This is a genomic window from Pseudomonas sp. FBCC-B1565, assembly GCF_059133265.1.
Window position 1 is genome coordinate 1,401,858 of sequence record NZ_CP101438.1, and the last position, 26,040, is coordinate 1,427,897.

The 26,040-nt window shown below is 60.1% G+C and carries 27 protein-coding genes and 2 pseudogenes; 16 read left to right on the plus strand and 13 right to left on the minus strand.

Translation table 11 applies throughout. The features are described from left to right. Window positions 1-8 precede the first annotated feature (8 nt). Entirely contained in the window at window positions 9-674 is a 666-nt protein-coding gene (locus NL123_RS06650) for a bifunctional 4-hydroxy-2-oxoglutarate aldolase/2-dehydro-3-deoxy-phosphogluconate aldolase (protein WP_026013852.1), read from the plus strand. A 95-nt stretch (window positions 675-769) separates the two neighbouring features. Here NL123_RS06650 and NL123_RS06655 read toward each other — a convergent pair whose 3' ends face one another. Beyond that, on the minus strand, window positions 770-1,945 hold the full coding sequence (locus NL123_RS06655) for an aminotransferase class V-fold PLP-dependent enzyme (protein ID WP_248483949.1): 1,176 nt from the start codon (window positions 1,943-1,945) through the stop codon (window positions 770-772). Window positions 1,946-1,954: 9 nt separating this feature from the next. Further along, the gene (locus NL123_RS06660; RefSeq protein ID WP_010208204.1) at window positions 1,955-2,191 is read right to left on the minus strand and encodes a DUF3820 family protein; all 237 of its coding nucleotides are present in this window, start codon (window positions 2,189-2,191) and stop codon (window positions 1,955-1,957) included. Window positions 2,192-2,396: 205 nt separating this feature from the next. On the opposite strand from NL123_RS06660, the gene NL123_RS06665 reads away from it, so the two are divergent. After that, the gene (locus tag NL123_RS06665; RefSeq protein ID WP_010208206.1) at window positions 2,397-2,864 is read left to right on the plus strand and encodes a ferritin-like domain-containing protein; all 468 of its coding nucleotides are present in this window, start codon (window positions 2,397-2,399) and stop codon (window positions 2,862-2,864) included. A gap of 84 nt (window positions 2,865-2,948) precedes the next feature. Here NL123_RS06665 and NL123_RS06670 read toward each other — a convergent pair whose 3' ends face one another. Both NL123_RS06670 and NL123_RS06675 read right to left on the minus strand, forming a co-directional pair. Next, on the minus strand, window positions 2,949-3,419 hold the full coding sequence (locus NL123_RS06670; protein WP_010208208.1) for a MaoC family dehydratase: 471 nt from the start codon (window positions 3,417-3,419) through the stop codon (window positions 2,949-2,951). A gap of 57 nt (window positions 3,420-3,476) precedes the next feature. Further along, window positions 3,477-4,421 carry an alpha/beta hydrolase gene (locus NL123_RS06675; protein ID WP_494357442.1) on the minus strand — a complete coding sequence of 315 codons (945 nt, stop codon included), beginning with the start codon at window positions 4,419-4,421 and terminating at the stop codon, window positions 3,477-3,479. 232 nt (window positions 4,422-4,653) lie between these two features. Between NL123_RS06675 and fadD2 the strand changes: the two genes are divergently transcribed. Then, window positions 4,654-6,342 (plus strand): long-chain-fatty-acid--CoA ligase FadD2, encoded by a 1,689-nt coding sequence (gene fadD2 / locus NL123_RS06680; RefSeq protein ID WP_494357443.1) that lies wholly within the window; start codon window positions 4,654-4,656, stop codon window positions 6,340-6,342. Between the two features lie 393 nt (window positions 6,343-6,735). Next, window positions 6,736-8,427 carry a long-chain-fatty-acid--CoA ligase FadD1 gene (gene fadD1, locus NL123_RS06685; protein WP_058423209.1) on the plus strand — a complete coding sequence of 564 codons (1,692 nt, stop codon included), beginning with the start codon at window positions 6,736-6,738 and terminating at the stop codon, window positions 8,425-8,427. 115 nt (window positions 8,428-8,542) lie between these two features. Here the strand turns inward: fadD1 and NL123_RS06690 are convergent, their stop codons facing one another. Beyond that, window positions 8,543-8,920, minus strand: a complete 378-nt coding sequence (locus NL123_RS06690) for a hypothetical protein (RefSeq protein WP_494357444.1) — start codon at window positions 8,918-8,920, stop codon at window positions 8,543-8,545. A 201-nt stretch (window positions 8,921-9,121) separates the two neighbouring features. Between NL123_RS06690 and NL123_RS06695 the strand changes: the two genes are divergently transcribed. The 3 genes from NL123_RS06695 to def all read left to right on the plus strand — a co-directional run bounded on the left by NL123_RS06695 (window position 9,122) and on the right by def (window position 10,970). Further along, the gene (locus tag NL123_RS06695; protein WP_248483939.1) at window positions 9,122-9,307 is read left to right on the plus strand and encodes a CsbD family protein; all 186 of its coding nucleotides are present in this window, start codon (window positions 9,122-9,124) and stop codon (window positions 9,305-9,307) included. Between the two features lie 169 nt (window positions 9,308-9,476). Beyond that, window positions 9,477-10,427: a YihY/virulence factor BrkB family protein gene (locus NL123_RS06700; protein ID WP_071496589.1), complete on the plus strand. Its 951-nt coding sequence runs from the start codon at window positions 9,477-9,479 to the stop codon at window positions 10,425-10,427. A 3-nt stretch (window positions 10,428-10,430) separates the two neighbouring features. Further along, on the plus strand, window positions 10,431-10,970 hold the full coding sequence (gene def, locus NL123_RS06705) for a peptide deformylase (RefSeq protein WP_248483936.1): 540 nt from the start codon (window positions 10,431-10,433) through the stop codon (window positions 10,968-10,970). A 136-nt stretch (window positions 10,971-11,106) separates the two neighbouring features. Here def and NL123_RS06710 read toward each other — a convergent pair whose 3' ends face one another. Then, entirely contained in the window at window positions 11,107-11,925 is an 819-nt protein-coding gene (locus NL123_RS06710; RefSeq protein WP_494357445.1) for a class I SAM-dependent methyltransferase, read from the minus strand. A 59-nt stretch (window positions 11,926-11,984) separates the two neighbouring features. Beyond that, window positions 11,985-12,422: a GNAT family N-acetyltransferase gene (locus NL123_RS06715; RefSeq protein WP_494357446.1), complete on the minus strand. Its 438-nt coding sequence runs from the start codon at window positions 12,420-12,422 to the stop codon at window positions 11,985-11,987. A 301-nt stretch (window positions 12,423-12,723) separates the two neighbouring features. Here NL123_RS06715 and NL123_RS06720 point away from each other — a divergent pair, with 301 nt between their 5' ends. The 5 genes from NL123_RS06720 to NL123_RS06740 all read left to right on the plus strand — a co-directional run bounded on the left by NL123_RS06720 (window position 12,724) and on the right by NL123_RS06740 (window position 17,091). After that, window positions 12,724-13,653 (plus strand): fatty acid desaturase, encoded by a 930-nt coding sequence (locus NL123_RS06720; RefSeq protein WP_494357447.1) that lies wholly within the window; start codon window positions 12,724-12,726, stop codon window positions 13,651-13,653. 9 nt (window positions 13,654-13,662) lie between these two features. Next, window positions 13,663-14,454 (plus strand): phosphate/phosphite/phosphonate ABC transporter substrate-binding protein, encoded by a 792-nt coding sequence (locus NL123_RS06725; protein WP_494357448.1) that lies wholly within the window; start codon window positions 13,663-13,665, stop codon window positions 14,452-14,454. 108 nt (window positions 14,455-14,562) lie between these two features. After that, window positions 14,563-15,072 (plus strand): sigma-70 family RNA polymerase sigma factor, encoded by a 510-nt coding sequence (locus NL123_RS06730; protein WP_494357449.1) that lies wholly within the window; start codon window positions 14,563-14,565, stop codon window positions 15,070-15,072. A gap of 79 nt (window positions 15,073-15,151) precedes the next feature. Beyond that, complete coding sequence (locus NL123_RS06735; protein ID WP_494357450.1) at window positions 15,152-16,165, plus strand: ABC transporter substrate-binding protein; 1,014 nt, start codon at window positions 15,152-15,154, stop codon at window positions 16,163-16,165. Beyond that, a complete protein-coding gene (locus tag NL123_RS06740; RefSeq protein WP_494357451.1) occupies window positions 16,165-17,091 on the plus strand; it encodes an aliphatic sulfonate ABC transporter substrate-binding protein in 927 nt (308 codons plus the stop codon). Before NL123_RS06735 ends, NL123_RS06740 begins: the two co-directional genes overlap by 1 nt. A gap of 211 nt (window positions 17,092-17,302) precedes the next feature. On the opposite strand, the gene gstA is transcribed toward NL123_RS06740, so the two are convergent. Continuing rightward, entirely contained in the window at window positions 17,303-17,905 is a 603-nt protein-coding gene (gene gstA, locus NL123_RS06745; protein WP_494357452.1) for a glutathione transferase GstA, read from the minus strand. Window positions 17,906-18,001: 96 nt separating this feature from the next. Between gstA and NL123_RS06750 the strand changes: the two genes are divergently transcribed. From NL123_RS06750 to NL123_RS06760, 3 genes and pseudogenes are all read left to right on the plus strand, one after another. Continuing rightward, window positions 18,002-18,871 carry a LysR family transcriptional regulator gene (locus NL123_RS06750; protein ID WP_494357453.1) on the plus strand — a complete coding sequence of 290 codons (870 nt, stop codon included), beginning with the start codon at window positions 18,002-18,004 and terminating at the stop codon, window positions 18,869-18,871. 168 nt (window positions 18,872-19,039) lie between these two features. Further along, window positions 19,040-19,810: pseudogene (locus NL123_RS06755) on the plus strand (PAS domain-containing protein); the annotation flags it as partial. A gap of 132 nt (window positions 19,811-19,942) precedes the next feature. After that, a pseudogene (locus NL123_RS06760) lies at window positions 19,943-20,359 on the plus strand (methyl-accepting chemotaxis protein); the annotation flags it as partial. 37 nt (window positions 20,360-20,396) lie between these two features. Here NL123_RS06760 and NL123_RS06765 read toward each other — a convergent pair. From NL123_RS06765 to gntR, 5 genes are all read right to left on the minus strand, one after another. Continuing rightward, entirely contained in the window at window positions 20,397-20,894 is a 498-nt protein-coding gene (locus NL123_RS06765; RefSeq protein ID WP_071489477.1) for a hypothetical protein, read from the minus strand. 240 nt (window positions 20,895-21,134) lie between these two features. Continuing rightward, window positions 21,135-21,572 carry a hypothetical protein gene (locus NL123_RS06770; protein WP_494357454.1) on the minus strand — a complete coding sequence of 146 codons (438 nt, stop codon included), beginning with the start codon at window positions 21,570-21,572 and terminating at the stop codon, window positions 21,135-21,137. Between the two features lie 359 nt (window positions 21,573-21,931). Further along, window positions 21,932-23,341 (minus strand): MFS transporter, encoded by a 1,410-nt coding sequence (locus tag NL123_RS06775; protein ID WP_494357455.1) that lies wholly within the window; start codon window positions 23,339-23,341, stop codon window positions 21,932-21,934. Between the two features lie 77 nt (window positions 23,342-23,418). Continuing rightward, window positions 23,419-24,051: a glutathione S-transferase family protein gene (locus tag NL123_RS06780; RefSeq protein ID WP_494357456.1), complete on the minus strand. Its 633-nt coding sequence runs from the start codon at window positions 24,049-24,051 to the stop codon at window positions 23,419-23,421. Between the two features lie 144 nt (window positions 24,052-24,195). Then, window positions 24,196-25,227, minus strand: a complete 1,032-nt coding sequence (gntR, locus tag NL123_RS06785; protein WP_179029310.1) for an HTH-type transcriptional regulator GntR — start codon at window positions 25,225-25,227, stop codon at window positions 24,196-24,198. 211 nt (window positions 25,228-25,438) lie between these two features. On the opposite strand from gntR, the gene NL123_RS06790 reads away from it, so the two are divergent. Next, complete coding sequence (locus NL123_RS06790) at window positions 25,439-25,972, plus strand: gluconokinase (protein WP_058423190.1); 534 nt, start codon at window positions 25,439-25,441, stop codon at window positions 25,970-25,972. Window positions 25,973-26,040 lie beyond the last annotated feature (68 nt).

The following is a 26,040-nucleotide window of genomic DNA, read 5'->3' on the forward strand; positions in this document are numbered from 1 at the left end:
CAGCCGCTATGAAAAGCCCTCAACCGACCGTGTCCATGGCGGACAAAGTTGCCTTGATCGACAGCCTCTGCGCCAAGGCGCGGATCCTGCCGGTGATCACCATCGCCCGCGAACAGGACATTCTGCCGCTGGCCGATGCCCTGGCAGCCGGCGGTTTGACCGCACTGGAAGTGACCCTGCGTTCGGAGTTCGGCCTCAAGGCCATTCAGGTACTGCGCGAACAACGCCCTGAACTGTGCACCGGTGCCGGCACCGTGCTGGACCGTCACATGCTCGAAGCAGCCGAAGTGGCGGGCTCGCAATTCATCGTCACTCCAGGCATTACCCGTGACCTGCTGGAAGCCTCGGTACACAGCCCGATCCCGCTGCTGCCGGGCATCAGCAATGCTTCCGGCATCATGGAAGGCTACGGCCTGGGTTATCGCCGCTTCAAGCTGTTCCCGGCGGAAGTCAGCGGCGGTGTGGCGGCGATCAAGGCCCTGGGCGGTCCGTTCGGCGAAGTGAAATTCTGCCCGACCGGCGGCGTTGGCCCGGCCAACATCAAAAACTACATGGCGTTGAAAAACGTGATGTGCGTGGGCGGTAGCTGGATGCTCGACCCGGAGTGGGTCAAGAACGGCGACTGGGCCCGCATCCAGGAAGTCACCGCGCAGGCATTGGCCCTGCTGGATTGATCTGCTTTTACTGAATCGTTGTTGCTGTGCTTGACGGCATTTTTGCGGTGCACTTGGTCGGTGTACCGCATTTTTTTTGCCTGTAGAAAGGGCGCCTAACCGACGCTCAACTCGGTGATGGCTTTAACCAGCACGGCTATCTCGGTTGCCGAAGTCACCAACCCCGGCGTCACCCGGATACAGGTGCCGAACGACGCACCGACTCGGGTAGTGACAAACAGGTTGTAGTCCTTGAGCAGTCTATCGACCATCACCTGCTGGTCCCGCCCGCTGAACTTGAACGCCGTAATCCCGCAATACACCCTTGGATCATCCGGCGTCAGCACCTCGATCCCCGGCAATGCCCGCACCTGGCTGACCCACAGGTCCCGCAGGTCATTCACCCGTGCGCCTTTTGCCGCCGCGCCGCCTAATTGGCGATGTTCTTCAAACACCAGCGGCAAGGTCATCAAGGCCGGAAAGTTCGGCGTGCTGTAGGACGTACGCGCACGCACATCGGTGGTGGGGTAGTGAAACTCACCCATGTCCGGGTCGATATCCGCCAGGCGCTCCGGGGCGATGTACAAAAAGCCCAGGGTCAGTGGCGCGCCGATCCATTTGTGCAGGTTGAAGCCGGCAAACTGAATGCCCAGCTCGGCCAGGTTGAACTCGATCTGGCCCAGGGCATGGGCGCCGTCGAGGATCACGTCCACGCCGTGCTCACGCGCTGCATGGGCGACGGCTTCGACGGGCATCACCAGGCCGGTGCGGTGGGTGACGTGGGTCAGCGCCATCAGCTTTAAACGAGGGTACTCAACGAACGCATCAAGATAGGTCTGCACCAGGCTGTCGAAACTGGCCGGGTGTGCGTGGGACAGTTCGATCACCTCCACGCCACGAACGCCGGCCAGCCAACGCATCGCACCCTTGACGGTGTCGTACTCCAGGTCACTGATCAGCACCTGGTCGCCCGGTTGCAGGCGGTTGTAGTTGCGGATCAGTGATTGCAAAGCTTCGGTGGCGTTACGGGTAAATGCCACCGACTCCGGGTCCACATCAATCAGCTCGGCCAGTTGCCGACGAATCTCGACGTTTTCACCTTGCTCGAAGCGCTGGCGTACATGCAGCGAATTACTTCGGTTGATAAACGCGACCTGTTCCAGGTAATGCGATTGCACCGTTCGGCTCATGCGACCGAAGTAACCGTTTTCGAGATTGATCGGGCCGGGTTCCAGAGCATAGCGCTCGGAAACAGCCTGCCAATGACGTTCGTTGTCTGCATTCCTTGGCATAGGGGGCTCTTAATGGCGCGGTGCGGGTTTGCCGTGTTTGGCGCGTAGCGGTTCGAGTAATTCAGATAACCCGTTGCTGTCGATTTCCTGCATCAACGCCAGCAAGCCGCCCAGCTCGCCGTGGGGGAAACCTTCACGGGCGAACCAGTTCAGGTAGGGGCCGGGCAGGTCAGCGATGATCCGTCCTTTGTATTTGCCGAAGGGCATTTCGCGGGTGATCAGCAGTTCGAGTTTTTCGGGATTCATGCAGGCTCGGGTGTTTGAGTCGTGACCTTGGAAAATACAGGCATTCTGCATGAAGGCCAAATGACAGATCATGCAAATAACGTACATACAGATGGTTCAATTAATCGTAAATAACTGAAATATATGGAGAATTTGTTTTTTGAAAACCTGGCACGGGCGCTGCAACCACTAAGACAACCTTCTAACCCGTACAAGGAATTGAAAAATGACTGACATCAATAAAGAATCGATCTCCGTACTGAACGACCTGATCGAAACCAGCATCGACGGCCAAAAGGGTTTCAAGGAGTGCGCTGAAGACATCAAGCACCCAGAACTCAAAGCCCTGTTCGCCAAGCGTTCCGCCGACTGCGCCACCGCTGCTGCCGAGCTGAAGACCGCCGTGCGTGCCCTGGGTGGTGATCCGGAAGATTCCGGCAGCGTTGCCGGTGCCCTGCACCGTGGCTGGGTCGACGTGAAGTCGATGCTCACCGGTAAAGATGAAGAGGCTGTATTGAACGAAGCCGAGCGCGGTGAAGACCACGCACTGAAGGCTTACAAGGAAGCGATCGAGAAGATCAACAAGCACAACCTGCTGGGCATTCGTGACCTGGTTGAACGTCAGTACCACGGCGTGCAACGCAACCACGACCAGGTGAAAGCCCTGCGTAACCAGGCTCGCGCTCAGTCGTAAGCCCAGGGTTGTAAATGCTGTAACCAATGTGGGAGGGGGCTTGTCCCCTCCCACATTGGTGTTGTGTTGAGCCTGAAATTGCTATCAGCCAATGCTGATCGGCGGCAACTCGGTCAGCGTCACCACCTGCTGCTTGCGCGGCGCCAGGATTTCCGCCTCGCCATCCACCACCAACTCATCGCGCTGGTTGAACACACGGGTGGCGATGCGCACGCGGAACTTCGGCAGTTTCTCGAGGATTTCCAGGCGCACAGTCAGGGTGTCGCCGATTTTCACTGGCTTCTGGAAGCTCATCTGCTGGCCGATGTAGATCGTGCCCGGCCCAGGCAGCTCGCAGGCAACGGCTGCGCTGATCAGGGCGCCGCTGAACATGCCGTGGGCAATACGCTCCTTGAACATGGTCGCCTTGGCGTACTCGGCATCCAGGTGCACCGGGTTGTGGTCACCGGACATGGCGGCGAACAGCTGGATATCACGCTCTTCCACCAGCTTGCTGTAGCTGGCGGTCTGGCCGACTTCGAGGGCTTCGTACGGGGTGTTGGTTACCTGGGTCATCTAAACGTGCATCCTGTGGCTAATCGGTAATTTAACTGACTGATTTTAATCGAAAATTTATTCGCAGCGGGTGGGCCTGCGCAACGTCAGGGCCTGGTCGAGCCAGCTCAGTACATCCGCCGTGACTTCATCACGGTTGGTTTCGTTGAACACTTCATGGCGCGCCTGCGGGTAGATATTCAGTTGCAGGTGCTGGCAGCCCGCTTCACGCAGGGCGTTGGCCAGGCTGTTGAGACGCTTGCCTTCGCTCACCGGATCACATTCACCGCCCATTACCAGGATCGGCAGGCCAGGGTCGATCTGCGCGAGATTGGACGCTTTGCTGATTTGCTGCAAGCCGCCGAGCAGGTCGATCCACAGTTGGTTGGTGCAGCGGAACCCACACAGCGGGTCATTGATGTACTTGTCCACCTCGGCCGGGTCGCGACTGAGCCAATCGAAAGCGGTGCGATTGGGTTTGAACGCCTTGTTGAACGATCCAAACGACAGGAAATCGATCAGCGCACTGCGCCCGCGCAACCCCTGGCGCAGCCGTTCGGCCCGGGCGATCACCCGCGCGGCGCGGTACAGCGCCACCGGCTGGAAATTCGAACCGCTGAGAATCGCGCCATCCAGGCTCGCGCTGTGGTGCAACAGATAGGCCTGGGCGATGTAACTGCCCATGCTGTGTCCCAACAGAATGATCGGCAACCCCGGCTGTTGCTGGCCGATATGCTGGTTGAGGCTGGCGAGATCGCCCACTACCTTGTTCCAGCCGTCATGCTCTGCATACAGGCCCAGGGTGCCTTCGTCGGCTGTGCGGCCGTGGCCTCTTTGGTCCGGCGCATACACGCCGTAGCCGGCGTCGCACAGGGTTTGCGCCAGGCGCGCATAGCGCCCGCTGTGCTCGGCCATTCCATGGGACAGCATCACCAGGGCCCTGGTCGGGCCTTCGGGCATCCATTGATTGACGTACAGGCGGCTGCGGTCATTCGCGGTCAGCCAGAAGCTGCTGTGGTTCATGGCGGTTCCTTTGCTCAGGGGCTGCTCAAGGTCAGCTCGGGGTTGTTGCAGTGTATAGCTCATCTGCCGAGGATCGGCGCATCTGCCTACACGTCAGCGGCAAGATTCATACAATCAATGACACGGTTTGCTGTATTTGCCTGTTTGGCTATTGCTGCTAACGTCCCCAAAGCTCCGCTTTTCATAGCAGTCAGAAAGCGGCCGGACACACTCAGGTAAGAGGACAAGAATAATGCAACCTGATTTCTGGAATGACAAACGCGCAGCGGGCGTTCCCAACGACATCGACCTCTCTGCCTACAAGTCGGTGATCGAAGTCTTCGAGCGCTCCTGCAAGGCCTTCGCCGACCGTCCGGCATTCAGCAACATGGGCATCACCCTGACCTACGCCGAGCTGGAGCGCCAGAGCGCCGCCTTCGCCGGCTACCTGCAACAGCACACCGACCTCAAGCCGGGCGAGCGCATCGCGGTGCAGATGCCCAACGTGCTGCATTACCCGATTGCCGTGTTCGGCGCCTTGCGCGCCGGGCTGATCGTGGTCAACACCAACCCGCTGTACACCCCGCGCGAGATGCGTCACCAGTTCAAGGACGCCGGCGTGCGTGCGCTGGTCTACCTCAACCTGTTCGGTTCGCGGGTGCAGGAGGTGTGCAGCGACACCGAGATCGACTACCTGATCGAAGCCAAGATGGGCGATTTCATGCCCGCTGCCAAAGGCTGGCTGATCAACACGGTGGTCGACAAGGTCAAGAAAATGGTCCCGGCCTACAACCTGCCGCGCGCAGTGTCATTCAAGCGCGCCCTGCGCATGGGCGCGGGCCTGGGCGTGACCCGCCACCCAGTCACACTGGACGATATCGCGGTGCTGCAATACACCGGCGGCACCACCGGCCTGGCCAAGGGCGCGATGCTCACCCACGGCAACCTGGTGGCGAACATGCAACAGGCGCGGGCGTGCATGTCCCAGGTCACCGATGATGGCCAGCCGTTGGTGAGGGAAGGGCAGGAGGTGATGATCGCGCCGCTGCCGCTGTACCACATCTATGCGTTCACGGCGAACTGCATGTGCATGATGGTGACCGGCAACCATAACGTGTTGATCACCAATCCGCGGGATATCGGCGGGTTTATCAAGGAACTGAAAAAGTGGCGGTTCTCCTGCCTGTTGGGGCTGAACACGCTGTTTGTGGCGTTGATGGACCATCCGGACTTCAAGACCCTGGACTTCTCCCACCTCAAGATCACCAATTCCGGCGGCACCGCACTGGTGAAGGCCACGGCCGAGCGCTGGAAGGCCATCACCGGCTGTTCCATCGGCGAAGGCTACGGCCTGACCGAGACCTCGCCGGTGGCCAGTACCAACCCCTACGGCAGCCAGTCGCGCCTGGGCACCGTGGGCCTGCCGGTGCCGGGCACTGCGATGAAAGTCATCGACGATCAAGGTCACGAGTTGCCGTTGGGCGAGCGCGGTGAGTTGTGCATCAAGGGCCCGCAGGTGATGAAGGGCTACTGGCAGCAACCGGCCGCCACTGCCGAGGCGTTGGACGCCGAAGGCTGGCTGAAGACTGGCGATATCGCGGTGATCGATGCCGATGGTTTCGTCAGCATCGTCGACCGCAAGAAAGACTTGATCATCGTCTCGGGTTTCAACGTGTACCCCAACGAGATCGAAGACGTGGTGATGGCCCACCCGGCAGTGGCCAACTGCGCGGTGATCGGCGTGCCGGATGAACGCACCGGGGAGGCGGTGAAGCTGTTCGTGGTGGCGCGTGCCGAAGGGGTGAGCCTTGAGGAGTTGAAGGCGTACTGCAAGACCAACTTCACGGGGTACAAGGTGCCTAAGCACATCGTGTTGCGCGACTCGTTGCCGATGACGCCGGTGGGCAAGATCTTGCGCAGGGAGCTGCGCGATATCGCTTGATCTGAAATGTGCTGAAAAATGCGGGAGGGGGCTTGCCCCCGATGGCGGTGGGTCAGTCACCAGATGTGTAGACTGAACCACTGCCATCGGGGGCAAGCCCCCTCCCATATTTGTACTGTGCTGTTCTGAAAGCCCCGTTCCAGAGCCATTTATCGAGCTATTTCAGCTTGGTTTAAAGTGTGACCAAATATTGTAGGACAGTCGTGTTTATGACCGTGGCCCCCTCTTTTGGCTCTAGGCGGCCTTTGGCAAAGCTGCTACTCTCGGCGCGCTTTGTGACGTCTCGGCCTGCTTGAAAGCGCCAGATTCACCTAAAAAAACATACACCAATAATAATCGCATCAAATGCGATGATGAATTCGCGTCGCTGACGTCGCTGAGGAGTGGGCTTCCATGAACGAAGACTTTTGGAAGGATAAGTACCCCGCCGGGATTGCCGCAGAAATCAATCCAGACGAGTATCCGAATATTCAGGCGGTACTGAAGCAGTCCTGCCAGCGCTTCGCCAACAAACCGGCTTTCAGCAACCTGGGCAAGACAATCACCTACGGTGAATTGTACGAACTGTCCGGCGCCTTCGCCGCGTACCTGCAACAGCACACCGACCTGAAGCCCGGTGATCGAATCGCCGTGCAACTGCCCAACGTCCTGCAATACCCGGTCGCCGTGTTCGGTGCGATCCGCGCCGGCCTGATCGTGGTCAACACCAACCCGCTGTACACCGCGCGGGAAATGGAACACCAATTCAACGACTCCGGCGCCAAGGCCCTGGTGTGCCTGGCCAACATGGCGCACCTGGCGGAAAAGGTCGTGCCCAAGACCGCCGTCAAGCATGTGATCGTCACCGAAGTCGCCGACCTGTTGCCGCCGCTCAAGCGCCTGCTGATCAACAGCGTCATCAAGTACGTGAAGAAAATGGTCCCGGCGTATCACCTGCCCAAGGCGATCAAGTTCAACGACGTGCTGGCCAAGGGGCACGGCCAACCGGTCAGCGATGCCAGCCCGGCCAGCGGCGATGTGGCCGTGCTGCAATACACCGGCGGCACCACCGGCGTGGCCAAGGGCGCGATGCTCACCCACCGCAACCTGGTCGCCAACATGTTGCAATGCAAGGCGCTGATGGGCTCCAACCTCAATGAAGGCTGCGAGATCCTGATCACGCCGCTGCCGCTTTACCACATCTATGCGTTCACCTTTCATTGCATGGCGATGATGCTGATCGGCAACCACAACATCCTGATCAGCAACCCGCGCGACCTGCCGGCGATGGTCAAGGAACTGTCGAAGTGGAAGTTCAGCGGCTTTGTCGGCTTGAACACGCTGTTTGTGGCGCTGTGCAACAACGAAGCGTTCCGCAAGCTGGATTTCTCTGCGCTGAAAGTCACCCTGTCCGGCGGCATGGCCCTGCAATTGGCAGCGGCCGAGCGCTGGAAGGCGGTGACCGGTTGTGGCATTTGCGAAGGCTACGGCATGACCGAGACCAGCCCGGTGGCCACCGTGAACCCGATCCAGCATATCCAGATCGGCACCATCGGCATCCCGGTGCCGTCCACCGTGTGTAAAGTCATCGCCGATGACGGCACTGAACTCGCACTGGGTGAAACCGGCGAGCTGTGCGTCAAAGGCCCGCAGGTGATGAAGGGCTACTGGCAGCGCCAGGACGCCACCGACGAGATGCTCGACAGCGAAGGCTGGCTCAAGACCGGTGATATCGCGATCATCCAGCCTGACGGCTACATGCGCATCGTCGATCGCAAGAAGGACATGATCCTGGTCTCGGGCTTCAACGTGTACCCCAATGAGCTGGAAGACGTACTGGCAGGCCTGCCGGGCGTGCTGCAGTGCGCGGCCATCGGCGTGCCGGACGAAAAGTCCGGGGAGCACATCAAGCTGTTCATCGTGGTCAAGCCGGGTGCCACCCTGACCAAGGAGCAGGTGATGGAGCATATGCGCGCCAACGTCACTGCGTACAAAGTGCCCAAGGCCGTGGAATTCCGCGATGCGTTGCCGACCACCAACGTAGGCAAGATCCTGCGCCGTGAGCTGCGCGATGAAGAGTTGAAGAAGCTCGGTCTTAAAAAGTAACGCTCTACCAATGTGGGAGGGGCTTGCCCCCGATGGCAGTGTGTCAGCTACCGATGTGCTGACTGATACACCGCTATCGGGGGCAAGCCCCCTCCCACATTTTGAACAGCGTTTTTTACAGGGCGAACTGCGCGAAGCTCACGCCAGTCCCTGCCGGACGCACATCCTTCAAGAACGAATCCTTGTCCGCGCTCAGCTCCAGAGTGATCTCCGGTTTGCGCTTGCCCGCATTGCGTACCACCAGGCCTTCGAGCTTTTCACGCAAGAACAGCGTTGGCACCTTCAGGTGCAACAACTGGTCGGTCTCGGCGTTGTGCATCAACAGGTGGATCCACTCGTACTGGCCCACGGCAATCCGGCCCACCGGCAGGTCGAACCACCAGATGTTGCGCCTGCGGTCCAGGTCGGTGAAGTGGCAGTTGTTGACGCCGAGTACGGCTCCGCCCAGTTCGGTGTTTCTGCGGGCGATGGCCTGTGCTTTATTGAGTTTCATAACCTTCCTACGGGATCTGTTATTCAGCGTTATAGCCTGAATGTGCCGGGCATTCTCGTGGGTTGGCCGCAAAACATAAAGCCAAACCTGCGGTCGGCGATGAAATGCCTGGGTAAAAATATTTGAAACTCTGCGCAACGGCCTCGGGTCAATCTTTAGGTAATGACCCAAAAACCTTGATTGTTCTTTCGGAGAAATACCATGAGCAGCACATCTGACAAGATTAAAGGCGTGGCAAACGAGGCGGTCGGCAATATCAAGCAAGGTGTCGGTAAAGTCACCGGCAACGACAAACTGCGCGCTGAAGGCGTCATTCAGGAAAAGAAAGGCGAAGTGCAGAAAGCGGTAGGCGACACCAAGGACGCAGTGAAAAAAGCGACCAAGTAAACGCGCTTTCAAGCAGTCCAAACGGCCATCCACGGATGGCCGTTTTTATGTCACACGGCGTGATTAAAGTTTCGAAATTGTTTCAAGGTCGCCAAATAGGCTACCTTGATGTAGAAAACGGCCCCTGAGTCGCCCACAAACTCAACTTTTTGCGGCGAAAGGAGACGCTATGATTTTTCCGGTTCTCGATGGTCTCAAGCTGCACAAAGTGCTGTTGCGTACCGTCAAGGAATTCGTCGATGACGAAATGCCTACCTATGCTTCTGCACTGGCCTACCAGATGCTGTTCTCGCTGTTTCCCTTCCTGTTGTTCCTGATTGCCCTGATCGGTTTCCTGCACCTGCCGGACTTCTTCACCTGGCTGCGCCTGCAGTCGGAACTGGTGTTGCCGCCCCAGGCCCTGGAGCAGGTGAACCCGGTGATCGACCAGTTGCAGCAATCCAAGGGTGGCCTGCTGTCGGTGGGTATCGTGATTGCGCTGTGGACCGCCTCGGCCGGTGTGCGCCTGATGATGAGCGCGATGAACGCCGCCTACGACGTGGTGGAAGGCCGGCCGATCTGGAAGCGCTTCCCGCTGTCGATTTTCTACACCGTCGGCATCGCCGGCATGTTGCTGGCCGCTGCTGCGCTGATGGTGCTGGGCCCGCAAGTGATGGAATGGCTGGCCGGGCAGATCGGCATGCAGGAGTTCGTGGTCACCCTGTGGACCATCCTGCGCTGGCCGTTGATCGTGATTTTGCTGATGTTCGCCGTGGCCCTCATGTACTACGTGATGCCGGACGTCGAGCAGAAATTCCGCTTCATCACCCCAGGCTCCGTGCTGGCGGTGGTGGTGTGGATCGTCGCGTCCCTGGGCTTTGGCTACTACGTCAAAACCTTTGCCGACTACAACGCCATGTATGGCAGTATCGGTGCGATCATCGTGTTGCTCCTGTACTTCTACATTTCCGCCGCCGTGCTGTTGCTAGGTGCGGAGATGAATGCAGTGATCGAGCACATGTCCGCCGAGGGCAAGGACCCCGGTGAAAAAGAGTTCGACGAACCCGGCCATACTGATGAAAAACAGCACGTCTCAGGCCTCGGCCGGGACCACTCCAAGCCCACCCCTGACGAAGTCTGATCGATGATCCGTGAAATCCTGAAAATGGGCGACGAGCGCTTGCTGCGTATCGCGCCTCCGGTTCCGCCGGAATTGTTCGACAGCCCCGAGTTGTGGCAATTGATCGATGACATGTTCCAGACCATGGAACATGTGGGCGGCGTCGGCCTGGCCGCACCGCAGATCGGCGTCGACCTGCAATTGGTGATCTTCGGTTTCGAGGCCAGCGAACGCTACCCGGACGCACCGCCGGTGCCGCAGACGATCCTGATCAACCCGCTGATCACCCCCCTCAGCCCGGTGCTGGAAGAGGGCTATGAAGGCTGCCTGTCCGTACCCGGCCTACGGGGCGCGGTAAACCGTTATCAACAGATTCGCTACGAAGGGTTTGATCCCAAGGGCGAGCCGATTGTAAGGTTTGCCGACGGTTTTCATGCGCGGGTGGTGCAGCATGAGTGCGACCACCTGATTGGCCGGTTGTACCCGTCGCGGATCACCGACTTCAGCAAGTTCGGGTTTATCGAGGTGATGTTCCCGGACATGGACCCCACTGCCGACGACTGACTTTCAAACGCGCTGATTGTGGTGAGCAGGTTTGTTGTGGTGAGCAGGCTTGCCCTGCGCTGGGCTGCGAAGCAGCCCCTCGGGTTGGCGGACGAACCCCACTCACCACAGCAAGCCGGCCCCTACAGGTTGAGCATTATTTGGCCGGCTTTACGAACCGCAACGTCATCCGATCCGACTCACCAATCGCCACATACTTCGACTTATCCTGCTCCCCCAACTTCAACGTCGGCGGCAACGTCCACACACCACCCGGGTAATCCTTGGTGTCCTTCGGGTTGGCATTCACTTCGCTCTGCCCCGCCAGCTTGAACCCGGCATCGGTTGCCAGCTTCACTACCTGGGCGGTGGTCAGGTAGCCGCTGTCCTTGATCGCCTGCAGATCCGCCCCGTCCTTGGCCCGGTGATCTTCCACACCCAGCACGCCGCCCGGTTTCAGTACCTGGTAGAACGCACTGAACGTGGCCGACGCGGTGCCTGCCGCTACCCAGTTATGCACATTGCGAAACGTCAGCACCGCATCCGCCGATGCAGGTTTGCCGAATACCGGCGCCGTGGGATCGAACTCCAACACCGAGGTCTTGCCGTAGCGCGTGGGGTCAGCCGCGAATTTCTTCTTCAGGTTCTCTTCCGACGTGCGCGCATAGGCGCTGCTGCTCGCGGCCTGCACGGCGGCGATGTACTGCCCGTGATCCTTGAGCAGCGGTGCCAGCACTTCGCTGTACCAACCGCTACCGGGGGTGATCTCTAGTACGGTTTGCTTGGCGCCCAGGCCAAAGAATTCCAGGGTCTGCTGCGGGTGGCGATAGCCGTCGCGGGCACTGTTGGCCGGGTCGCGCCAACTGCCGGCCAGTACGCTTTGGTACTGTCGGGCGCTGATCGCGGCGTCGGTGGCCTGGCTCAAGGCTGGGGCGAGCAGGGCAGTGAGGGAGAGAGCTGCGAGCGTCGTTTTCATGATCATCCTGTAAAGGGCCACTGTGCCGCCGAGGCTAGCATGGGCCCTGTACGCGCGGATCACACATTATCCGAGGTCGACCTCACCAAACGATCTAAGCCCATCGCGATCATCGGTTTGTTGCGCTTGTAGCGCACCAGCCGTTCATTGAGCGACTGCGGCAACAGCGTGTCCTGGGTGAAGCCCATGCGCCGGTACATCTCTTCCAATTCCGGATGGCACAGCAACCACAGCGTACCGTCCACATCGGCCGCCGCCGCCGTGATCAGTCGCGCCGCCAGCCCTTGGCCGCGATAGGCCGGGTCAACGAACACCCCGGTCAGCCACTGCCCGCCGACCACGGGCGTGAGGCACAGGCCGGCAACAATCTCGCCATCGCGCGCCACCCACAAACGCCCGCCCTTGAGTGCCTTCATCGACGAATTGTGGTTGCGGTAAAACTTGTTCAGCAGCGGCCACAGCGGCTCGGCCAGCGGTTCGATGTGCAATGGAGGCATGGTCTTCAGGCAGCGTTATCAAGGGCCGGGGATTATAAACGCCTTGTGCGCGGCAATAGGTGGTATACCCATCACTGCAACCCCTTAAAGTGGAGTACGCATCATGGCCAAAGGTATGGATTCAAAGAAAGCCGCGAAGAAAAAACCGGCAAAGACCGCGGATGAAAAACGCGCCGACAAGAAAGCCAAGAAAACCGAGACAGGCCTGTTCGGTCACTGAGTTACAAGCTTAGAACCAAACGATCTGCAAGATTTTCCCGCGCCATTGCACAGAGCAGGAAACACCTGCTCTGAGCTGCCGATGGCCCACTACCTTGATCCTGCCCAACGCCGGGAAATCGAAACCCTGGCCCAACGCTTTACCGCCAGAACCGAATGGCCGACCTGGCTGCTGTTGATCGGCATCTACGCCGGTTGGTTAGCCGTGATCCTCGGCAGCCATTGGCTGGGCCTGTGGTTGAGCACGCTGCTGCTGATCCCGATCGTGACGCTGTGGCTGTCGGTCCAACACGAACTGCTCCACGGCCATCCCACCCGTTCGCTGCTGCTCAATAAACTCCTCGGCTATGCGCCCTTTGCCGTGTGGTACCCCTACACGCTGTACCGCGACAGCCACCTGCTGCACCACAACGACGCCGACCTGACCCTGCCGGGCGTCGACCCGGAAAGCCGCTACCTCACCCAGCAGCAATGGGAGCACAGCTCGCTGTTCGAACGCGGCGTGCATGGGGTGACCAAGTCCGTGCTCGGCCGCTTCCTGCTTTCTGCCCCTTTGGCGATTGGCCGCCTGATCCGCCACGAATGCCAGCGCCTGCCCCAGGTGTGGCCGATGTGGCTGGCCCACGGTGCTGTCACCGTGCTGATGCTGGGTTTCATCGCCCACTACAGCGCGCTGTCGGTGGGGCATTACCTGCTGCTGGTCAGCGTGCCGGCCTTGTCCCTGGCCTCGATCCGTTCCTACTATGAACACCGCCCGCACCCCCGGCCCGAGCAACGCAGCGTTCTCAACGAAGCGTCCTGGCCGTGGACCTGGCTGTTCCTCAATAACAACCTGCACCTGGTGCACCACGATTTGCCGAAACTGCCCTGGTACTTGCTGCCCACGGTCTATCGCGCCCGGCGTGAACAATGGATCGCGCGCAGTGGTGGCTTCCTGGTGCAAGGCTACGGCCAGTTGATCGGCCGCCACGGGCTCAAGGCCATCGACAGCCCCCGGCACCCCTTTGCGTGAGAGACGAGCATGAGTGAGCACTACGCCGAACTGCTGATGTATGTCGCGCCCGAGCCGATCCGGCAGGCCAACCAACAGTGGTTGTCGCGCATCCTGGAACGCCTGGGCCGGCGTCGTCTCAACGCCGATCATCTGGACTTGCCCGGCCTGTGGCTGGCCCCCGAATTGCTGGTGACCCAAACCTGCGGTTATCCACTGATGACCCAGTTGCGAGGCAGGGTCCGGGTGATCGGCCGCCCGTGCTATGAGCAGCCCCACAGCAGTCGCGGCGAACATTGCAGCCTGCTGTTGACACGCCACGACAACCCACGCCACCGCCTGACGGACTTCTACAACAGCCGTGGCGTGATCAACGGCCACGACTCCAACAGCGGTATGAACCTGTTGCGCGAACGCCTTGCCCCCCTGCAACGCGATGGGCGTTTCTTCGCCAGTGTCGGTATCAGCGGCGCCCACCGCGAGAGCCTGCGCTGGCTGCGCGAAGACCGTGCCGACCTCGCCGCCATCGACAGCGTGACCTACGACTACCTCGCCCGTTTCGCGCCACAGGAGGTGGCGGGCCTGCGCATCGTCACCCGCAGCGCGCCGAGCCCGACCTTGCCCTATATCGGCCCGTTGGGCTTGAGTGATGAACAGGTGGTCCAGATCCGCAGGGTGATGAACCAGGCGTTGCAGGACTTGCCCGAGGTGGCCGAGACACTGGGCTTGCACGAAGTGCTCCCCGCCAGCGAAGACGACTATGCGGTGCTCTTGAGTTATCAGGATCAGGCCGTCAACGCGGGTTATCCGATACTTCAATAAGGTTATATAAAAATACCTTTTAAATATTATTAAAGAATAAGCAGCCTTGCTAGGATCGCTCCACCGGAACACCGGACATAACGTGCAACCTTCTCAGATGGAGCCACTATGTCCGGCGCCGACACTTCTCACAGCGATTACGTGGGCGGATTGTTCCGCAGTCATTACGACTGGCTGTGCAGCCGTTTGCACCGCCACCCCGATTCCCGCGCCCACGCCGAAGACATTGCCGCCGACACCTTCGTCCAGCTCCTGAGTGCGCCGGGCGTGGTGCCGATCCGCCAGCCCCGCGCCTTGCTCACCACCATCGCCCAGCGCCTGATGTACCAGCTGTGGCGTCGCCGTGACCTGGAGCGTGCCTACCTCGACGCTCTCGATAACGAGGCGACGTCCACCGCGCCATCCCCGGAAGAGCTGGCGCAAATGCTTGAGGCCTTGCACGCCATCGACCAGTTGCTCGACGGCTTGCCCGCCAAGGTCAAGGCGACCTTTTTGCTTTCGCAACTCAATGGCCTGACCTACCCGGAAATCGCCGCCGAGCTGGGGATTTCCCAGCGTTCGGTCAGCGACTACATGACCCGCGCCTTCAACCGTCGCCTGCGGCTGTGCCTGGAATGAACGACGACCTGAGCGGCGAATTACACGCGGCCCAGTTATGACTTTTAACGAACATCACCGCACAACTATGAGGTTGCCGATGAAGCATCTGAAGAAACTCCTGGGCGGCGGCCTGCTGGCCCTGAGCCTGCTGTCCCCAACCGTCCATGCCGCGGAAGCGGTCAAACCCATCCACTTCGGTGACATCACCTGGGAAAGCGGCAGCCTGATCACCGAGGTGCTGCGCCTGATCGTCGAGAAGGGCTACGGCCTGCCCACCGACACCCTGCCCGGTAGCACCGTGAGCCTGGAAGCCGCCCTGGCCAAGGACGATATCCAGGTGATCGGCGAAGAATGGGCCGGGCGCAGTCCGGCGTGGGTCAAGGCGGAAAACGAGGGCAAGGTGTTCGGCCTGGGCGACACGGTCAAGGCCGCCACCGAAGGCTGGTGGGTGCCGGAGTTCGTGATCAAGGGCGATGCCGCGCGGGGTATCAAGCCCCTGGCGCCGGACCTGAAGTCGGTGGCCGACCTGCCGCGCTACAAGGACGTGTTCCGCGACCCCGAAGACCCGAGCCGTGGGCGCTTCCTCAACAGCCCCACCGGCTGGACCTCGGAGATCGTCAACAGCCAGAAACTCAAGGCCTACAAGCTCACCGACAGCTTCGTCAACTTCCGCACCGGCTCCGGTGCGGCGCTGGATGCCGAAGTGGCGTCGTCGATCCGTCGCGGCAAGCCGGTGTTGTTTTACTACTGGTCGCCGACGCCGCTGCTGGGCCGCTTCAAGCTGGTCAGGCTGGAAGAGCCGCCGTTCAACGCCGACGCCTGGAAGACCCTGTCCGACGCGAAAAACCCCAACCCCATGGGCACCCGCTCGATGCCGGCACGCCTGGCGATTGGTGTGTCGGCGCCGTTCAAGGCGCAGTACCCGCAACTGGTGAGCGTGTTTGAAAAGGTCGACCTGCCGATTGATTTGCTCAACGGCATCCTCGGTGACATGAGCGAGAAACGCACACCGCCACGCCAGGTGGCTGAAGCCTTCCTCAAGGACCATCCAGATGTCTGGCAGCAATGGGTGCCGGCGGATGTCGCGGCCAAGGTCAAGGGGGCGCTCTGATGCTTAAAATCTTCGCTGCGGCGGTATTGTCATTGATCGCCGGTCAGGTGCTGGCGGCCGAGCCCTCTACCTTGCGTATCGGCTACCAGAAAAGCTCGGTGAGCATGGTGCTGGCCCGTGAGCACAAACTCTTCGAAGCGGCGCTGCCCGGCACGCAGGTGCAGTGGATCGAGTTCCTCGGCGGCCCGCCGCTGATCGAAGCGCTGAATGGCGGCAGCCTGGACATCGGCAATATCGGCGACATCCCGCCGATCTTTGCCCAGGCCGCCGGCATCGACTTGCAATACTTTGCCGTCGAGCCCAACGAGGGCAAGACCGAAGCGGTGCTGGTGCCCAAGGCCAGTCCGGTGCAGAGCGTGGCTGAACTGAAGGGCAAGCGCGTGGCGCTGCTCAAGGGCTCCAGCGCGCACAACCTGTTCCTCAAAAGCCTGCTGCGCGCCGGCCTGCAATGGAAGGACGTGAACGTGGTGTACCTGTCGCCGTCCGATGGTCGTGCTGCGTTCGAGCAAGGCAAAGTCGATGCCTGGGTGGTGTGGGACCCGTACTACTCCGCCGCCGTGGTCGACGGCTCCGCCCGTGTGCTGGGTGACGGTCAGGGCCTCAACCCGGCCGGCAGTTTCTTTGTGGTCAGCAGCCCGTTTGCCAAGCAGTACCCGCAGTCCATCGGCACGATCATCCAGACCCTGGGCAAGGCGCAGCGCCTGTCCCTCGACAAGCCCGAAGAAAGCATCGCACTGATGGCCAAGACCCTGGGCCTGCAACCGGCGGTGGTGAAAAGCTACTTCGAACACCGCTCGCCCGCGCCGATCCGGCCGCTGCAAGCCTCGGACGTGGCTACCCAGCAACGCACGGCGGACCTGTTCTTCGCCAATGGCCTGATCCCGAAAAAGGTCGACGTACAGCAAGCTGTCTTCAAGGCGCCATGAATGTGTGGTGAGTCCGCTCGCCACAACCAAAAGCCCTTAATCAGTGAGCAGACCAAGCAACCGATCTATATCGATTTTCTCAACGGCCACTTCAACGTACTGCGCTGCGATTGGGGCAGGGCGCCCGGCAGATCCATGCCGAGGTGGCGCACCCGGATCAGGATCGCTCGGGCTCGCTGGATGTGCTGGGGCTGAGCAGCTTCATCTCAACTCATGGGTTTTCAGCGGCCAGTGCGGCAATCACCGCAGGTCGCTCACCCACGCGTTGCTGAAACGCCGCCAGCGCCGGCCACTGGCCCAGGTCAATCGCGTGGAATGCTGCCCAGCGCAGCACCACGAACAGGTAGGCATCCGCCACCGAGTAGTGCGACCCCAACAGGTAATCCTGGCGCTCCAGCGTTTGCACCAGCACCGCGAAACGTTTGAACAGCGTGGCCTCGAACAGCGCGCGCACGTCGCCCTGGATCGCGTCGTTGAAGAACACCGCCAAGCCGCCATGAATCTCGGTGGCGATAAAATTCAGCCATTCCTGCAAACGCACCCGCTCCCAGCTGCCATTGACCGGAGCCAGGCCGGCGGCGGGTTTCAGGTCGGCGAGGTATTGCAGGATCGCGCTGGCTTCGGTCAGCACCTGGCCGTTGTCCAGTTTCAGCGCGGCGACGTAGCCCTTGGGGTTGATCTGCAGGAAGTCTTCGCCCTCGGCGGTGGTCTTGGCCTGGTTATCGACCCGTACCAGGTCGAACGGCAAAGCCAATTCGCGCAGCACGATATGCGGTGCGAGGGAACAGGCGTGAGGGAAGAAATACAGTTTCATCTGGGGCAGCTCCGTTGAATTTGCGCCAGTCTCGCGGGCGTGGCACCGTGCGTAAAATTAAACCTTCAGACCCCCGCCATAAGGACAGCTACTGCCATGATGAACCTGATGCACTGGCGCCTGCTGGTGGCCGTGGCCGATCACGGTAGCATCACCGCCGCCGCCGAGCGGGTGGGCATGACCCAGTCCGCTGCAAGCCAGGCCATGGCCGGCATGGAGGCGACGTTGGGCGCGCAACTGTTCACCCGTGAACCGCGCAAGACCTTGCCCACGGCCCTGGGCTTGAGTGTGATCGAACAGGCGCGGGTGATGCTCGGCGCCTTGCAGGCGATTCGCAGCACTGTGGACGAAGCCAGGCCCATGTTGCGTGGGACGATCCGCATCGCCAGTTTCCCGATGGTGCTGGCGACGTTTCTGACCCCCGCATTGCAGCGTTTTGCGCAGCTCTATCCCGGTATCGAGGTTACCACTCTGGATGTCACCGACAACGAAGTGCTCACCTTGCTCGATAGCGGCCTCGTCGACCTGGGCGTGGTGCTCAACCCCACGCCCGAGCGCAATGCGACCGTGTTGGGCCGTGACTTATGGATGGCGGTGTTGCCGGTGGACCATGCGCTGGCGCAACGCCCGGCTGATGCATGTGTGTCGCTTGAGGAGTTACTTGAGCAGCCTTTCGTACTGGCTACCGGTGGTTGTACCGCCAATGCACGCAGCCTGGGGGCCGCAGCGGGGCTGACCCTGCGGGATATTCGCGTGGAAGTGCGCGAATGGAACAGTGCCTTCAGCCTGGTGCGCGAGGGGGTTGGCGTCACGCTGGTGCCGGAAATGGCCCTGCCTATCCAGCGCAAGGGCCTGCGGGTGATGGCGCTGAAGGTGCCGCTGCACCGTGAATTTGCCTTGGTCGGTACGCCGAGTCGTCCACCGTCAGCCGCCGTCAGCGCACTGTTGGAAATGCTGGTTGACTAGTGACCTTGCATAGCGGCAAGCCCTGTCTATGCTCATCCAGAACCGTTGATGACGCTTGGCATATAAAGCGATTCGGATGGTTGTTCCCATAAAGATCTGCCAGCACTATTCAATCCGTGAATGGAATGCGCCTTGCCAGGCGCTGGTATTTGAAAGGGTGATCCGAATATGTTCAACCGCCATCACAAATCCGACCTGCAACAAATCGAACGTTTCTCCTGCGCCCTGACCGAATCCAACGCCAAACTCGCCGCCATCAGCCGTTCCATGGCCATGATCGAGTTCGACCCTACTGGCGTGATCCTCGATGCCAACGACAACTTCTGCCAAACCATGGGCTACAGCGCCGAGGAGATTCGCGGCAAACACCACCGTATCTTCTGCGACGAGGCTTACACCCACACCGATGCCTACGCCAAGCTATGGCGCGACCTGGCACGGGGCGAGGCGCTCAGCGGCACCTTCATGCGTGTGAACAAGCACGGCCAGGAAGTTTGGCTCGAAGCCAGCTATATGCCGGTGCTGGACAAGGACAATCACGTGCAGAGCGTGATCAAGGTCGCGTCGGATATTTCCGCACGGGTTCACCATGAACATGAAAACCAGAGCCTGATCGATGCCATTAGCCGTTCCATGGCGGTGATCGAGTTCACTCCCCAGGGCCAGATCCTCAACGCCAACGAAAACTTCCTGAAAACCGTGCAGTATTCCCTGGATGAAATCGTCGGTCAGCACCACAGCATGTTCTGCCATCGCAGCGAAGTGGAGTCGCCGGCCTACAAGGCGTTCTGGGCATCGCTCAATCGCGGCGAATACCACTCGCACCGCTTTGAACGCAAAAACAAATACGGCAAGACATTGTTCCTGGAGGCGTCCTACAACCCGATCTTCGACACCAGTGGGCGCCTGTACAAAGTAGTCAAGTTCGCCAGCGACATCACCGACCAGGTCGCGACCCTGAGAACCGCAGCCGATTCGGCCCACGCCACCTCGGTGCAAAACGACGCCTGTGCGCGCAAGGGCTCGGAGGTGGTGCAGCAGACGGTGCAGATCATTGAAGAAATTTCCCACGATCTGAACCAGGCGGCGCAAAGCATTGATGCGGTGAGCAAGCAATCGGACATCATCGGCAGCATCGTGCAAACCATCCGCAGCATTGCCGAGCAAACCAATATGTTGGCGCTCAACGCCGCGATTGAAGCGGCACGGGCGGGCGAGCATGGGCGTGGCTTTGCGGTGGTGGCCGATGAAGTGCGCAGCCTCGCGGCACGTACCAGCCAGGCGACGGTGGAGATTGTCGATGTGGTGCGCAAGAACCACGACCTGTCGCTGAGTGCGGTGTCGAGCATGCAGTCGAGCTTGAGCCGCACGGGGCTGGGGGTGGAACTGGCGAATGAAGCGGGGCAGGTGATCCTGGAAATCCAGGAAGGGTCACGGCATGTGGTGGATGCGATCGGGCAGTTCAACTCGACGTTGCAACTGCAATAACCTGTAGGAGTGGGGGCTCCTACAGGGTTGTGCGGCGTCAGATCGCGGCCAGGGTTTCTTTGACTGTCTGCGCCTGCGGCTCAGCGGTTTTCGCCGCTACTTGCTGTTCTTGCTGCTGCTTCAGGCGTTCAGCCACCTGCTTGGAAATAGCGTCCTGCTTTTCCTGGGACATGTTCTGCACATCCGCCTCGGTCAAACCCTGCTCCTTGAGCAATTGCTCGCGGATACGCTCGGCCGGAGATTTGCTCATGTAGTCTGTGAACTCGGCACGTGCGCCGGAGGTGGCGCTGGTAGCCGGCACATCCGAGGTCGCCGCGCTGGTCTGCAACTGCACACGGGTCTTGGCGAAGGCTTCGTCGATGCGGTCGGCGGCCTTGTCCAGTTCCTTCTGCGCGGCCGGCACGGTCACGCTTTGCTGCGCGGCCTGCAGGGCACCGCTGTACAGCGCGCTGGCGGCGGCGTTGGCGGGGTCCATGTCGGGCCGTTTGATCTGTTGAACGGTCGACACGGCTTGGGTGTTGTTGTTAACCAGCATGATCGGTCACCTGTGGAAATGTGCGGTGCCACAGGTGGAGCAAATAGCGTGCCGGGTGTGAAGTGCCCGGTTTTATTGGGGATGGCGTGGCCGACGCGGCAAGGGTTGTCCTGCCGGCGGCCAGCCATTGCCGTCAATGGGCGATATTTTCCAAAGCCGGTTCGGCATACTGGCAGCTTCGGGCTGCGTTTGATCCCTATTCAAATGGATATCGAAGGCAAAACGTTTTAAGGTCTAACTTTAGACAGAAACATTAAAAACATATTTAACTTCGACTTCTTCTCCGTCACGTATTGAGATGGATGTTACGGATCCAGTGACATGTTTGGTGTTCGGGATATAAACGATGCTGTAGGAGCCTTGATCGGACCAGTAGAAAGTACCATTTCCGTTGGCGTCCTTAGCGTTATAAGTGGACCAAGGGCGTATGCCAGCCCCGAGGAATGTTCCGTTCGACTCTCCTGGAACTTTTTCGACAATCAAACTAATAATGACTTCTTCTCCATTGGGCCATTTAATAAAGCATTCCACGATATTGTATTGTTCTGTCTGTGACAGAAAGACCGTGTCTGTTGTGAAACTGCCTTGAGGCGACTTGGAGACCTGGAAGTGCCCAGTGGCCTTTGGCGTTTCATTGGATATGAAACTTGCGGAGATTGGCTTCGTATTTGCGGTCATGGCGAGTTCCTTTCTGTGTGAGTTTGAGCGGGGCTCTCTTTTTAGAGATGGAGTGAGTGTAAATGGGCGCGTTATTTTGTCTACTGTAAAGGTTGACAGTAGATTCGTTGCGGTAAGCGATGCATAGTTCGGTGTTTGACTTTTATACTGGAGAGGTGTGGCAATTTTTGAATTAGGTTTATATGGGTTTCATATAAGAGCTCTAATAGCTACTCGTGTTCCAAGGTTGGGTGAGGCATGGCAGTTGTTTCGATAGTGTCGGGGTTTGCTACAGTCAGGCGGGATCAATATAAAACTGCCCTACGAACGAAGGGGGGGACGTGCCATCGACATTGACCCCCCGCCGAATGCTACCTTGCTCAGTGGGCGATGTTTTCCAGCGCCAGGTTCCGCGTACGCGGTCCGAACCAACTGATGGTGATCATCACGATCAGCATGCTGCTGGCAATGAACGCCAACACTCCAGGCGTGCCCAGATGTTCGAGGATAAAACCGATCAACAAGCTGCTGAACACCGTGGACAAGCGGCTGAACGAATAGCAGAAGCCCACCGCCCGTGCGCGGATGTTGGTCGGGAACAACTCGCTCTGATAGGAGTGGTAGCTGAAGCTCAGCCAGGCGTTGCAGAAGGTGATCATCACCCCGCAGACCACCAGACCCACCGCCGTGGTTTGCAGGGCAAACAGGCTGCCGAAGATCATCGCGCCCATCGCCGAGCCGACGATCTGCCATTTGTTTTCAAAACGGTTCGCCACCTTCACGAACAGCAACGGCCCCAGCGGGTAGGCGAGGGTGATGATGAAGGCGTAGAGCAAACTGTGGGTCACGCTGACGCCCTGGCCCGACAGCAACGCCGGCAACCAATTGCCGAAGCCAAAGAAGCCGATGGCCTGGAACACATGGAACACGATCAGCATCAGCGCGCGACGGCGGTACGGCGGTTGCCAGATATCGGCAAAGCGGCCACTGCCTTGCACGCTGACGGCTTCCGGTTCCGGCTCATCCAGCGGCTTGCCATGGTCTTTCTGGCAGCGTGCTTCCAGGATGTCGATGATTGCCCCGGCCTCTTCAAAACGGCCCTTTTGCGCGAGCCAGCGCGGTGATTCCGGCAGGCGCTTGCGCAGTTGCCAGATAAACAGCGCAAACACCGCACTGCTCAGCACTACCCAGCGCCAGCCCGACACGCCGAATGGCGCCTGGGGCACCAGCCACCATGACATCAATGCCACCGCCGGTACCGACAGGAACTGGATGAAAAACGCAAAGGCAAACGCCGAACTGCGCATGCGCTTGGGCACCAGTTCCGAGAGGTAGGCGTCGATGGTCACCAGTTCGATGCCCAGGCCGATACCCACCAGGAAACGCATGCCGATGATGCCCAGCGCTGACGTTTGAATCCCCATCAACACGGTAGCGACGGTGTACCAGATCAACGCAAAAGTGAAGATCGCCCGGCGCCCGAAACGGTCGGCGATGGGGCTGAGCAGGCTGGCACCGAGGAACAGACCGAGAAAGGTCGCCGAGGCGAAGGCTGCCTGGTCCGAGAAGCCGAATACGCCCTCGCTGCCGGTGTGGAAAATCCCGTCGCTGATCAGGCCGGGGCTGATGTAGGCGGTCTGGAACAGGTCATACAGCTCGAAAAAACCGCCTATCGACAGCAGCGCGACAAGGCGCCAGACGGTCGCAACGGCGGGCAAGCGATCGATGCGTGCGCTGATGTGGGCGGCACGGATCGGGTCGATGCCGTCGGTACTGGAGAGTGCGGGCATGGGGAAACTCAATAAGTGATTGGAATCTCGACTGTTTGAAACGCGTCATCCTGGGGATGCTTTCTCTCGCAGCGTGCTCAGTTATGGCCGTCGAGGGCAAAGGTTTTGAAACCGGGGCGCTGGCTGAGGCGCTGGTAATACGCCTGCACCGCAGGGTAGGGCGGATGCGCCAGAGGGGCGTTGCGCCAGCGATGCACCGAGAGGCCGATGAGGATGTCGGCCAGGGTGAACTCATCACCCGCCACGTAGGCGCCGGTCTTGATCAACTGCTGTTCGAGCAGGCCCATCTTGTCATTCCAGGCTTGCACGCCGGCATGGATGCGCTGTGGGTCCTGGTAGTCGGGGTTCTGGCGTACCAGCGCATGGAACGCATAACCCCACGACGGGTTGAGTTCGGTAGCTTGCCAGTCCATCCATTGCTCCACGCGGGCCCGTGGTGCGGGTTCGGCGGGGAGCAGGTCGTGGCGTTGGTAAAGGCCGACGAGGTAGCGGCAGATGGTGTTGGATTCCCACAGCACGCCGTGATCGTCGATCAGCACCGGCACCTGGGCGTTGGGGTTCAGGGCGAGGAATTCGGCGGATTGGGTGGGGGAGTAGCCGGTGCCCCAGTCTTCACGCTGGTAGTCGATGCCCAGTTCCTGGCAGGTCCAAAGCACTTTGCGCACGTTGATGGAGGACGCGCGGCCCAAGATTTTCAGTGAGTGTCCCATGGTGCTTCCCTGGCATTTGGAGAAGGACCAATCTAGCAGGGGTGATAGCAATGTGGGAGGGGGCTTGCCCCCGATATCGGTGGGGCAGTTGCAGCTAACCGGCCTGACACACTGCAATCGGGGGCAAGCCCCCTCCCACATGGGTCAAGTGCTTTCTCGTATCTGCAATTCAAAGCCCATATCCACCACTGGCTTGGCGATCTTGTTACCCGCCATGATCGTCAGCAAATGCTCCGCCGCCCTCCGCCCAATCGCCTCACGCGGCGTGCTGATGCTGCTCAGGCGCGGCACCATGAACGACGACGCCGGCAAGTCGTTGAAGCCCAGCACAGCCACACGCTCCGGCACCTTGATGCCATGACGCATGGCCTCCAGCAGTGCGCCCTGGGCCAGGTCGTCGTTGCCGAAGAAGATCGCGTCCACGTCCGGATGGGCCGCCAGCAACTGCAGGAACAATTCACCTCCCAGGCCCACGGAAGACGGGCGCGGTGTCAGCAGTTCCAGCGCCGGGTCATACAAGCCCGCCTGCTGCAGCGCGCGGCGGAAACCTTCACCGCGCAGCAGCGTGCGCTGGTCCAGTTGCGCGCCGATGTACGCCAGGCGCTTGCGCCCACGGGACAGCAGGTGCGCCGCCGCCGTCTCACCCGCCGCCAGTTGCGAGAAACCCACGCAGTTCACGCCGGCGTTCGGGTCCAGGTCCATCATGTACACGCAAGGCACATTGCTGGCCTCGACCATTCGTCGGGCGCTTTCGGTGCGATCAAACCCCGTCAGCAACAAACCCCGTGGCTGGTAGGCCATGTAGTTGCGCAACAGGTTTTCTTCTTCATCGCGGGAGTAATGAGAGTTGCCGATCAGCACTTCGAAGCCCTTGGGACGCAGCACCTGGTGGATGGCTTCGAGGGTTTCGATAAACAGCAGGTTGGACAACGACGGCACCAACACCACCACCGAATGGCTCTGGGCCGAGGCCAGGGCGCGGGCGGCGGGGTTGACCACGTAGTTCAGTTCGGCGGCGGCCTGTTGCACCTTCTCCACCAGTTCGGTGGCGACGGTGCTGATGCCGCGCAGGGCGCGGGAGGCGGTAATCGGGCTGACGCCGGCCAGGCGGGCGACTTCATTAAGGGTCGGGCGACCCGTGGTGCGCATTTTTTTATCGTTCTTGGAGGTCATCAGGCGGCTTGCCAAACAAAAATCGAGGCACTAAGGTAGCGCTGTCTCCAAGTAGCTGCAAATGCTTGAACGCAGGGTTGCCTGATCCGGTTCAAATGATTGGAGAGGATGCACGCGTCACTCCATAAAAATGACAAGACGGCGCGGGAAAGCCTGTTTTTGCACTAGCCTTACAGCGTGCAAAGGTAGCGCTATCTGCGTCCTGAGGTGTTTCATGAGTCAACCTGTTACCGCCCTGGTCATCATGGGTGTCGCCGGCTGTGGCAAGACCAGTGTCAGCGAGGCCCTGTGCCGCCTGAACGGCGCCACCGCGATTGAAGGCGACAGCTTTCACCCCGCCGCCAACATCGAAAAGATGAGCGCCGGCCACCCCCTCAACGACGACGACCGCGCCGGCTGGCTCGACATCCTGTGCGATGAGCTGCGCCGTTCGCTCAAGGCGGGCGAGCATCCCGTGCTCACCTGCTCCGCCCTTAAAAAGAAATATCGCGACCATCTGCGCGAAGCCGCGCCAGGCCTGGGTTTTGTGTTCCTGGAGTTGACCCGTGAAGTGGCGGCTGACCGCGTGTCCCATCGCCCAGGTCATTTCATGCCCGCCAGCCTCATAGACAGCCAGTTCGCCACCCTTGAATCGCCCAAGGGCGAGCCGCTGACCCTGGCCCTCAACGCCAGCGAAGACAGCGTCGAGGAGCTGGCCGAGCAGACCAATGCCTGGTGGCTGCAACACGGTTTTGAACCATCCAACTGATTTTTTGCCGGAAAAGATAGCGCTGTCCCCGGCAGGAAATTCAACACCCGCTTTAATAACAACAACAA

Coding starts and splice junctions, on each gene's coding strand:
- NL123_RS06715 (WP_494357446.1), bottom strand. CDS start 12,422: ATGCCTCCATTGCACATCGAACCGCTGGCCGAGCCGCTGTGGCCGCTG.
- NL123_RS06720 (WP_494357447.1), top strand. CDS start 12,724: ATGGCCCACTACCTTGATCCTGCCCAACGCCGGGAAATCGAAACCCTG.
- NL123_RS06695 (WP_248483939.1), top strand. CDS start 9,122: ATGAGCAGCACATCTGACAAGATTAAAGGCGTGGCAAACGAGGCGGTC.
- NL123_RS06710 (WP_494357445.1), bottom strand. CDS start 11,925: ATGAAAACGACGCTCGCAGCTCTCTCCCTCACTGCCCTGCTCGCCCCA.
- NL123_RS06655 (WP_248483949.1), bottom strand. CDS start 1,945: ATGCCAAGGAATGCAGACAACGAACGTCATTGGCAGGCTGTTTCCGAG.
- NL123_RS06665 (WP_010208206.1), top strand. CDS start 2,397: ATGACTGACATCAATAAAGAATCGATCTCCGTACTGAACGACCTGATC.
- NL123_RS06660 (WP_010208204.1), bottom strand. CDS start 2,191: ATGAATCCCGAAAAACTCGAACTGCTGATCACCCGCGAAATGCCCTTC.
- fadD1 (WP_058423209.1), top strand. CDS start 6,736: ATGAACGAAGACTTTTGGAAGGATAAGTACCCCGCCGGGATTGCCGCA.
- NL123_RS06780 (WP_494357456.1), bottom strand. CDS start 24,051: ATGGGACACTCACTGAAAATCTTGGGCCGCGCGTCCTCCATCAACGTG.
- def (WP_248483936.1), top strand. CDS start 10,431: ATGATCCGTGAAATCCTGAAAATGGGCGACGAGCGCTTGCTGCGTATC.
- NL123_RS06690 (WP_494357444.1), bottom strand. CDS start 8,920: ATGAAACTCAATAAAGCACAGGCCATCGCCCGCAGAAACACCGAACTG.
- gstA (WP_494357452.1), bottom strand. CDS start 17,905: ATGAAACTGTATTTCTTCCCTCACGCCTGTTCCCTCGCACCGCATATC.
- NL123_RS06730 (WP_494357449.1), top strand. CDS start 14,563: ATGTCCGGCGCCGACACTTCTCACAGCGATTACGTGGGCGGATTGTTC.
- NL123_RS06700 (WP_071496589.1), top strand. CDS start 9,477: ATGATTTTTCCGGTTCTCGATGGTCTCAAGCTGCACAAAGTGCTGTTG.
- NL123_RS06725 (WP_494357448.1), top strand. CDS start 13,663: ATGAGTGAGCACTACGCCGAACTGCTGATGTATGTCGCGCCCGAGCCG.
- NL123_RS06770 (WP_494357454.1), bottom strand. CDS start 21,572: ATGACCGCAAATACGAAGCCAATCTCCGCAAGTTTCATATCCAATGAA.
- NL123_RS06650 (WP_026013852.1), top strand. CDS start 9: ATGAAAAGCCCTCAACCGACCGTGTCCATGGCGGACAAAGTTGCCTTG.
- NL123_RS06750 (WP_494357453.1), top strand. CDS start 18,002: ATGATGAACCTGATGCACTGGCGCCTGCTGGTGGCCGTGGCCGATCAC.
- NL123_RS06675 (WP_494357442.1), bottom strand. CDS start 4,421: ATGAACCACAGCAGCTTCTGGCTGACCGCGAATGACCGCAGCCGCCTG.
- NL123_RS06775 (WP_494357455.1), bottom strand. CDS start 23,341: ATGCCCGCACTCTCCAGTACCGACGGCATCGACCCGATCCGTGCCGCC.
- NL123_RS06670 (WP_010208208.1), bottom strand. CDS start 3,419: ATGACCCAGGTAACCAACACCCCGTACGAAGCCCTCGAAGTCGGCCAG.
- NL123_RS06765 (WP_071489477.1), bottom strand. CDS start 20,894: ATGCTGGTTAACAACAACACCCAAGCCGTGTCGACCGTTCAACAGATC.
- NL123_RS06740 (WP_494357451.1), top strand. CDS start 16,165: ATGCTTAAAATCTTCGCTGCGGCGGTATTGTCATTGATCGCCGGTCAG.
- NL123_RS06735 (WP_494357450.1), top strand. CDS start 15,152: ATGAAGCATCTGAAGAAACTCCTGGGCGGCGGCCTGCTGGCCCTGAGC.
- fadD2 (WP_494357443.1), top strand. CDS start 4,654: ATGCAACCTGATTTCTGGAATGACAAACGCGCAGCGGGCGTTCCCAAC.
- NL123_RS06790 (WP_058423190.1), top strand. CDS start 25,439: ATGAGTCAACCTGTTACCGCCCTGGTCATCATGGGTGTCGCCGGCTGT.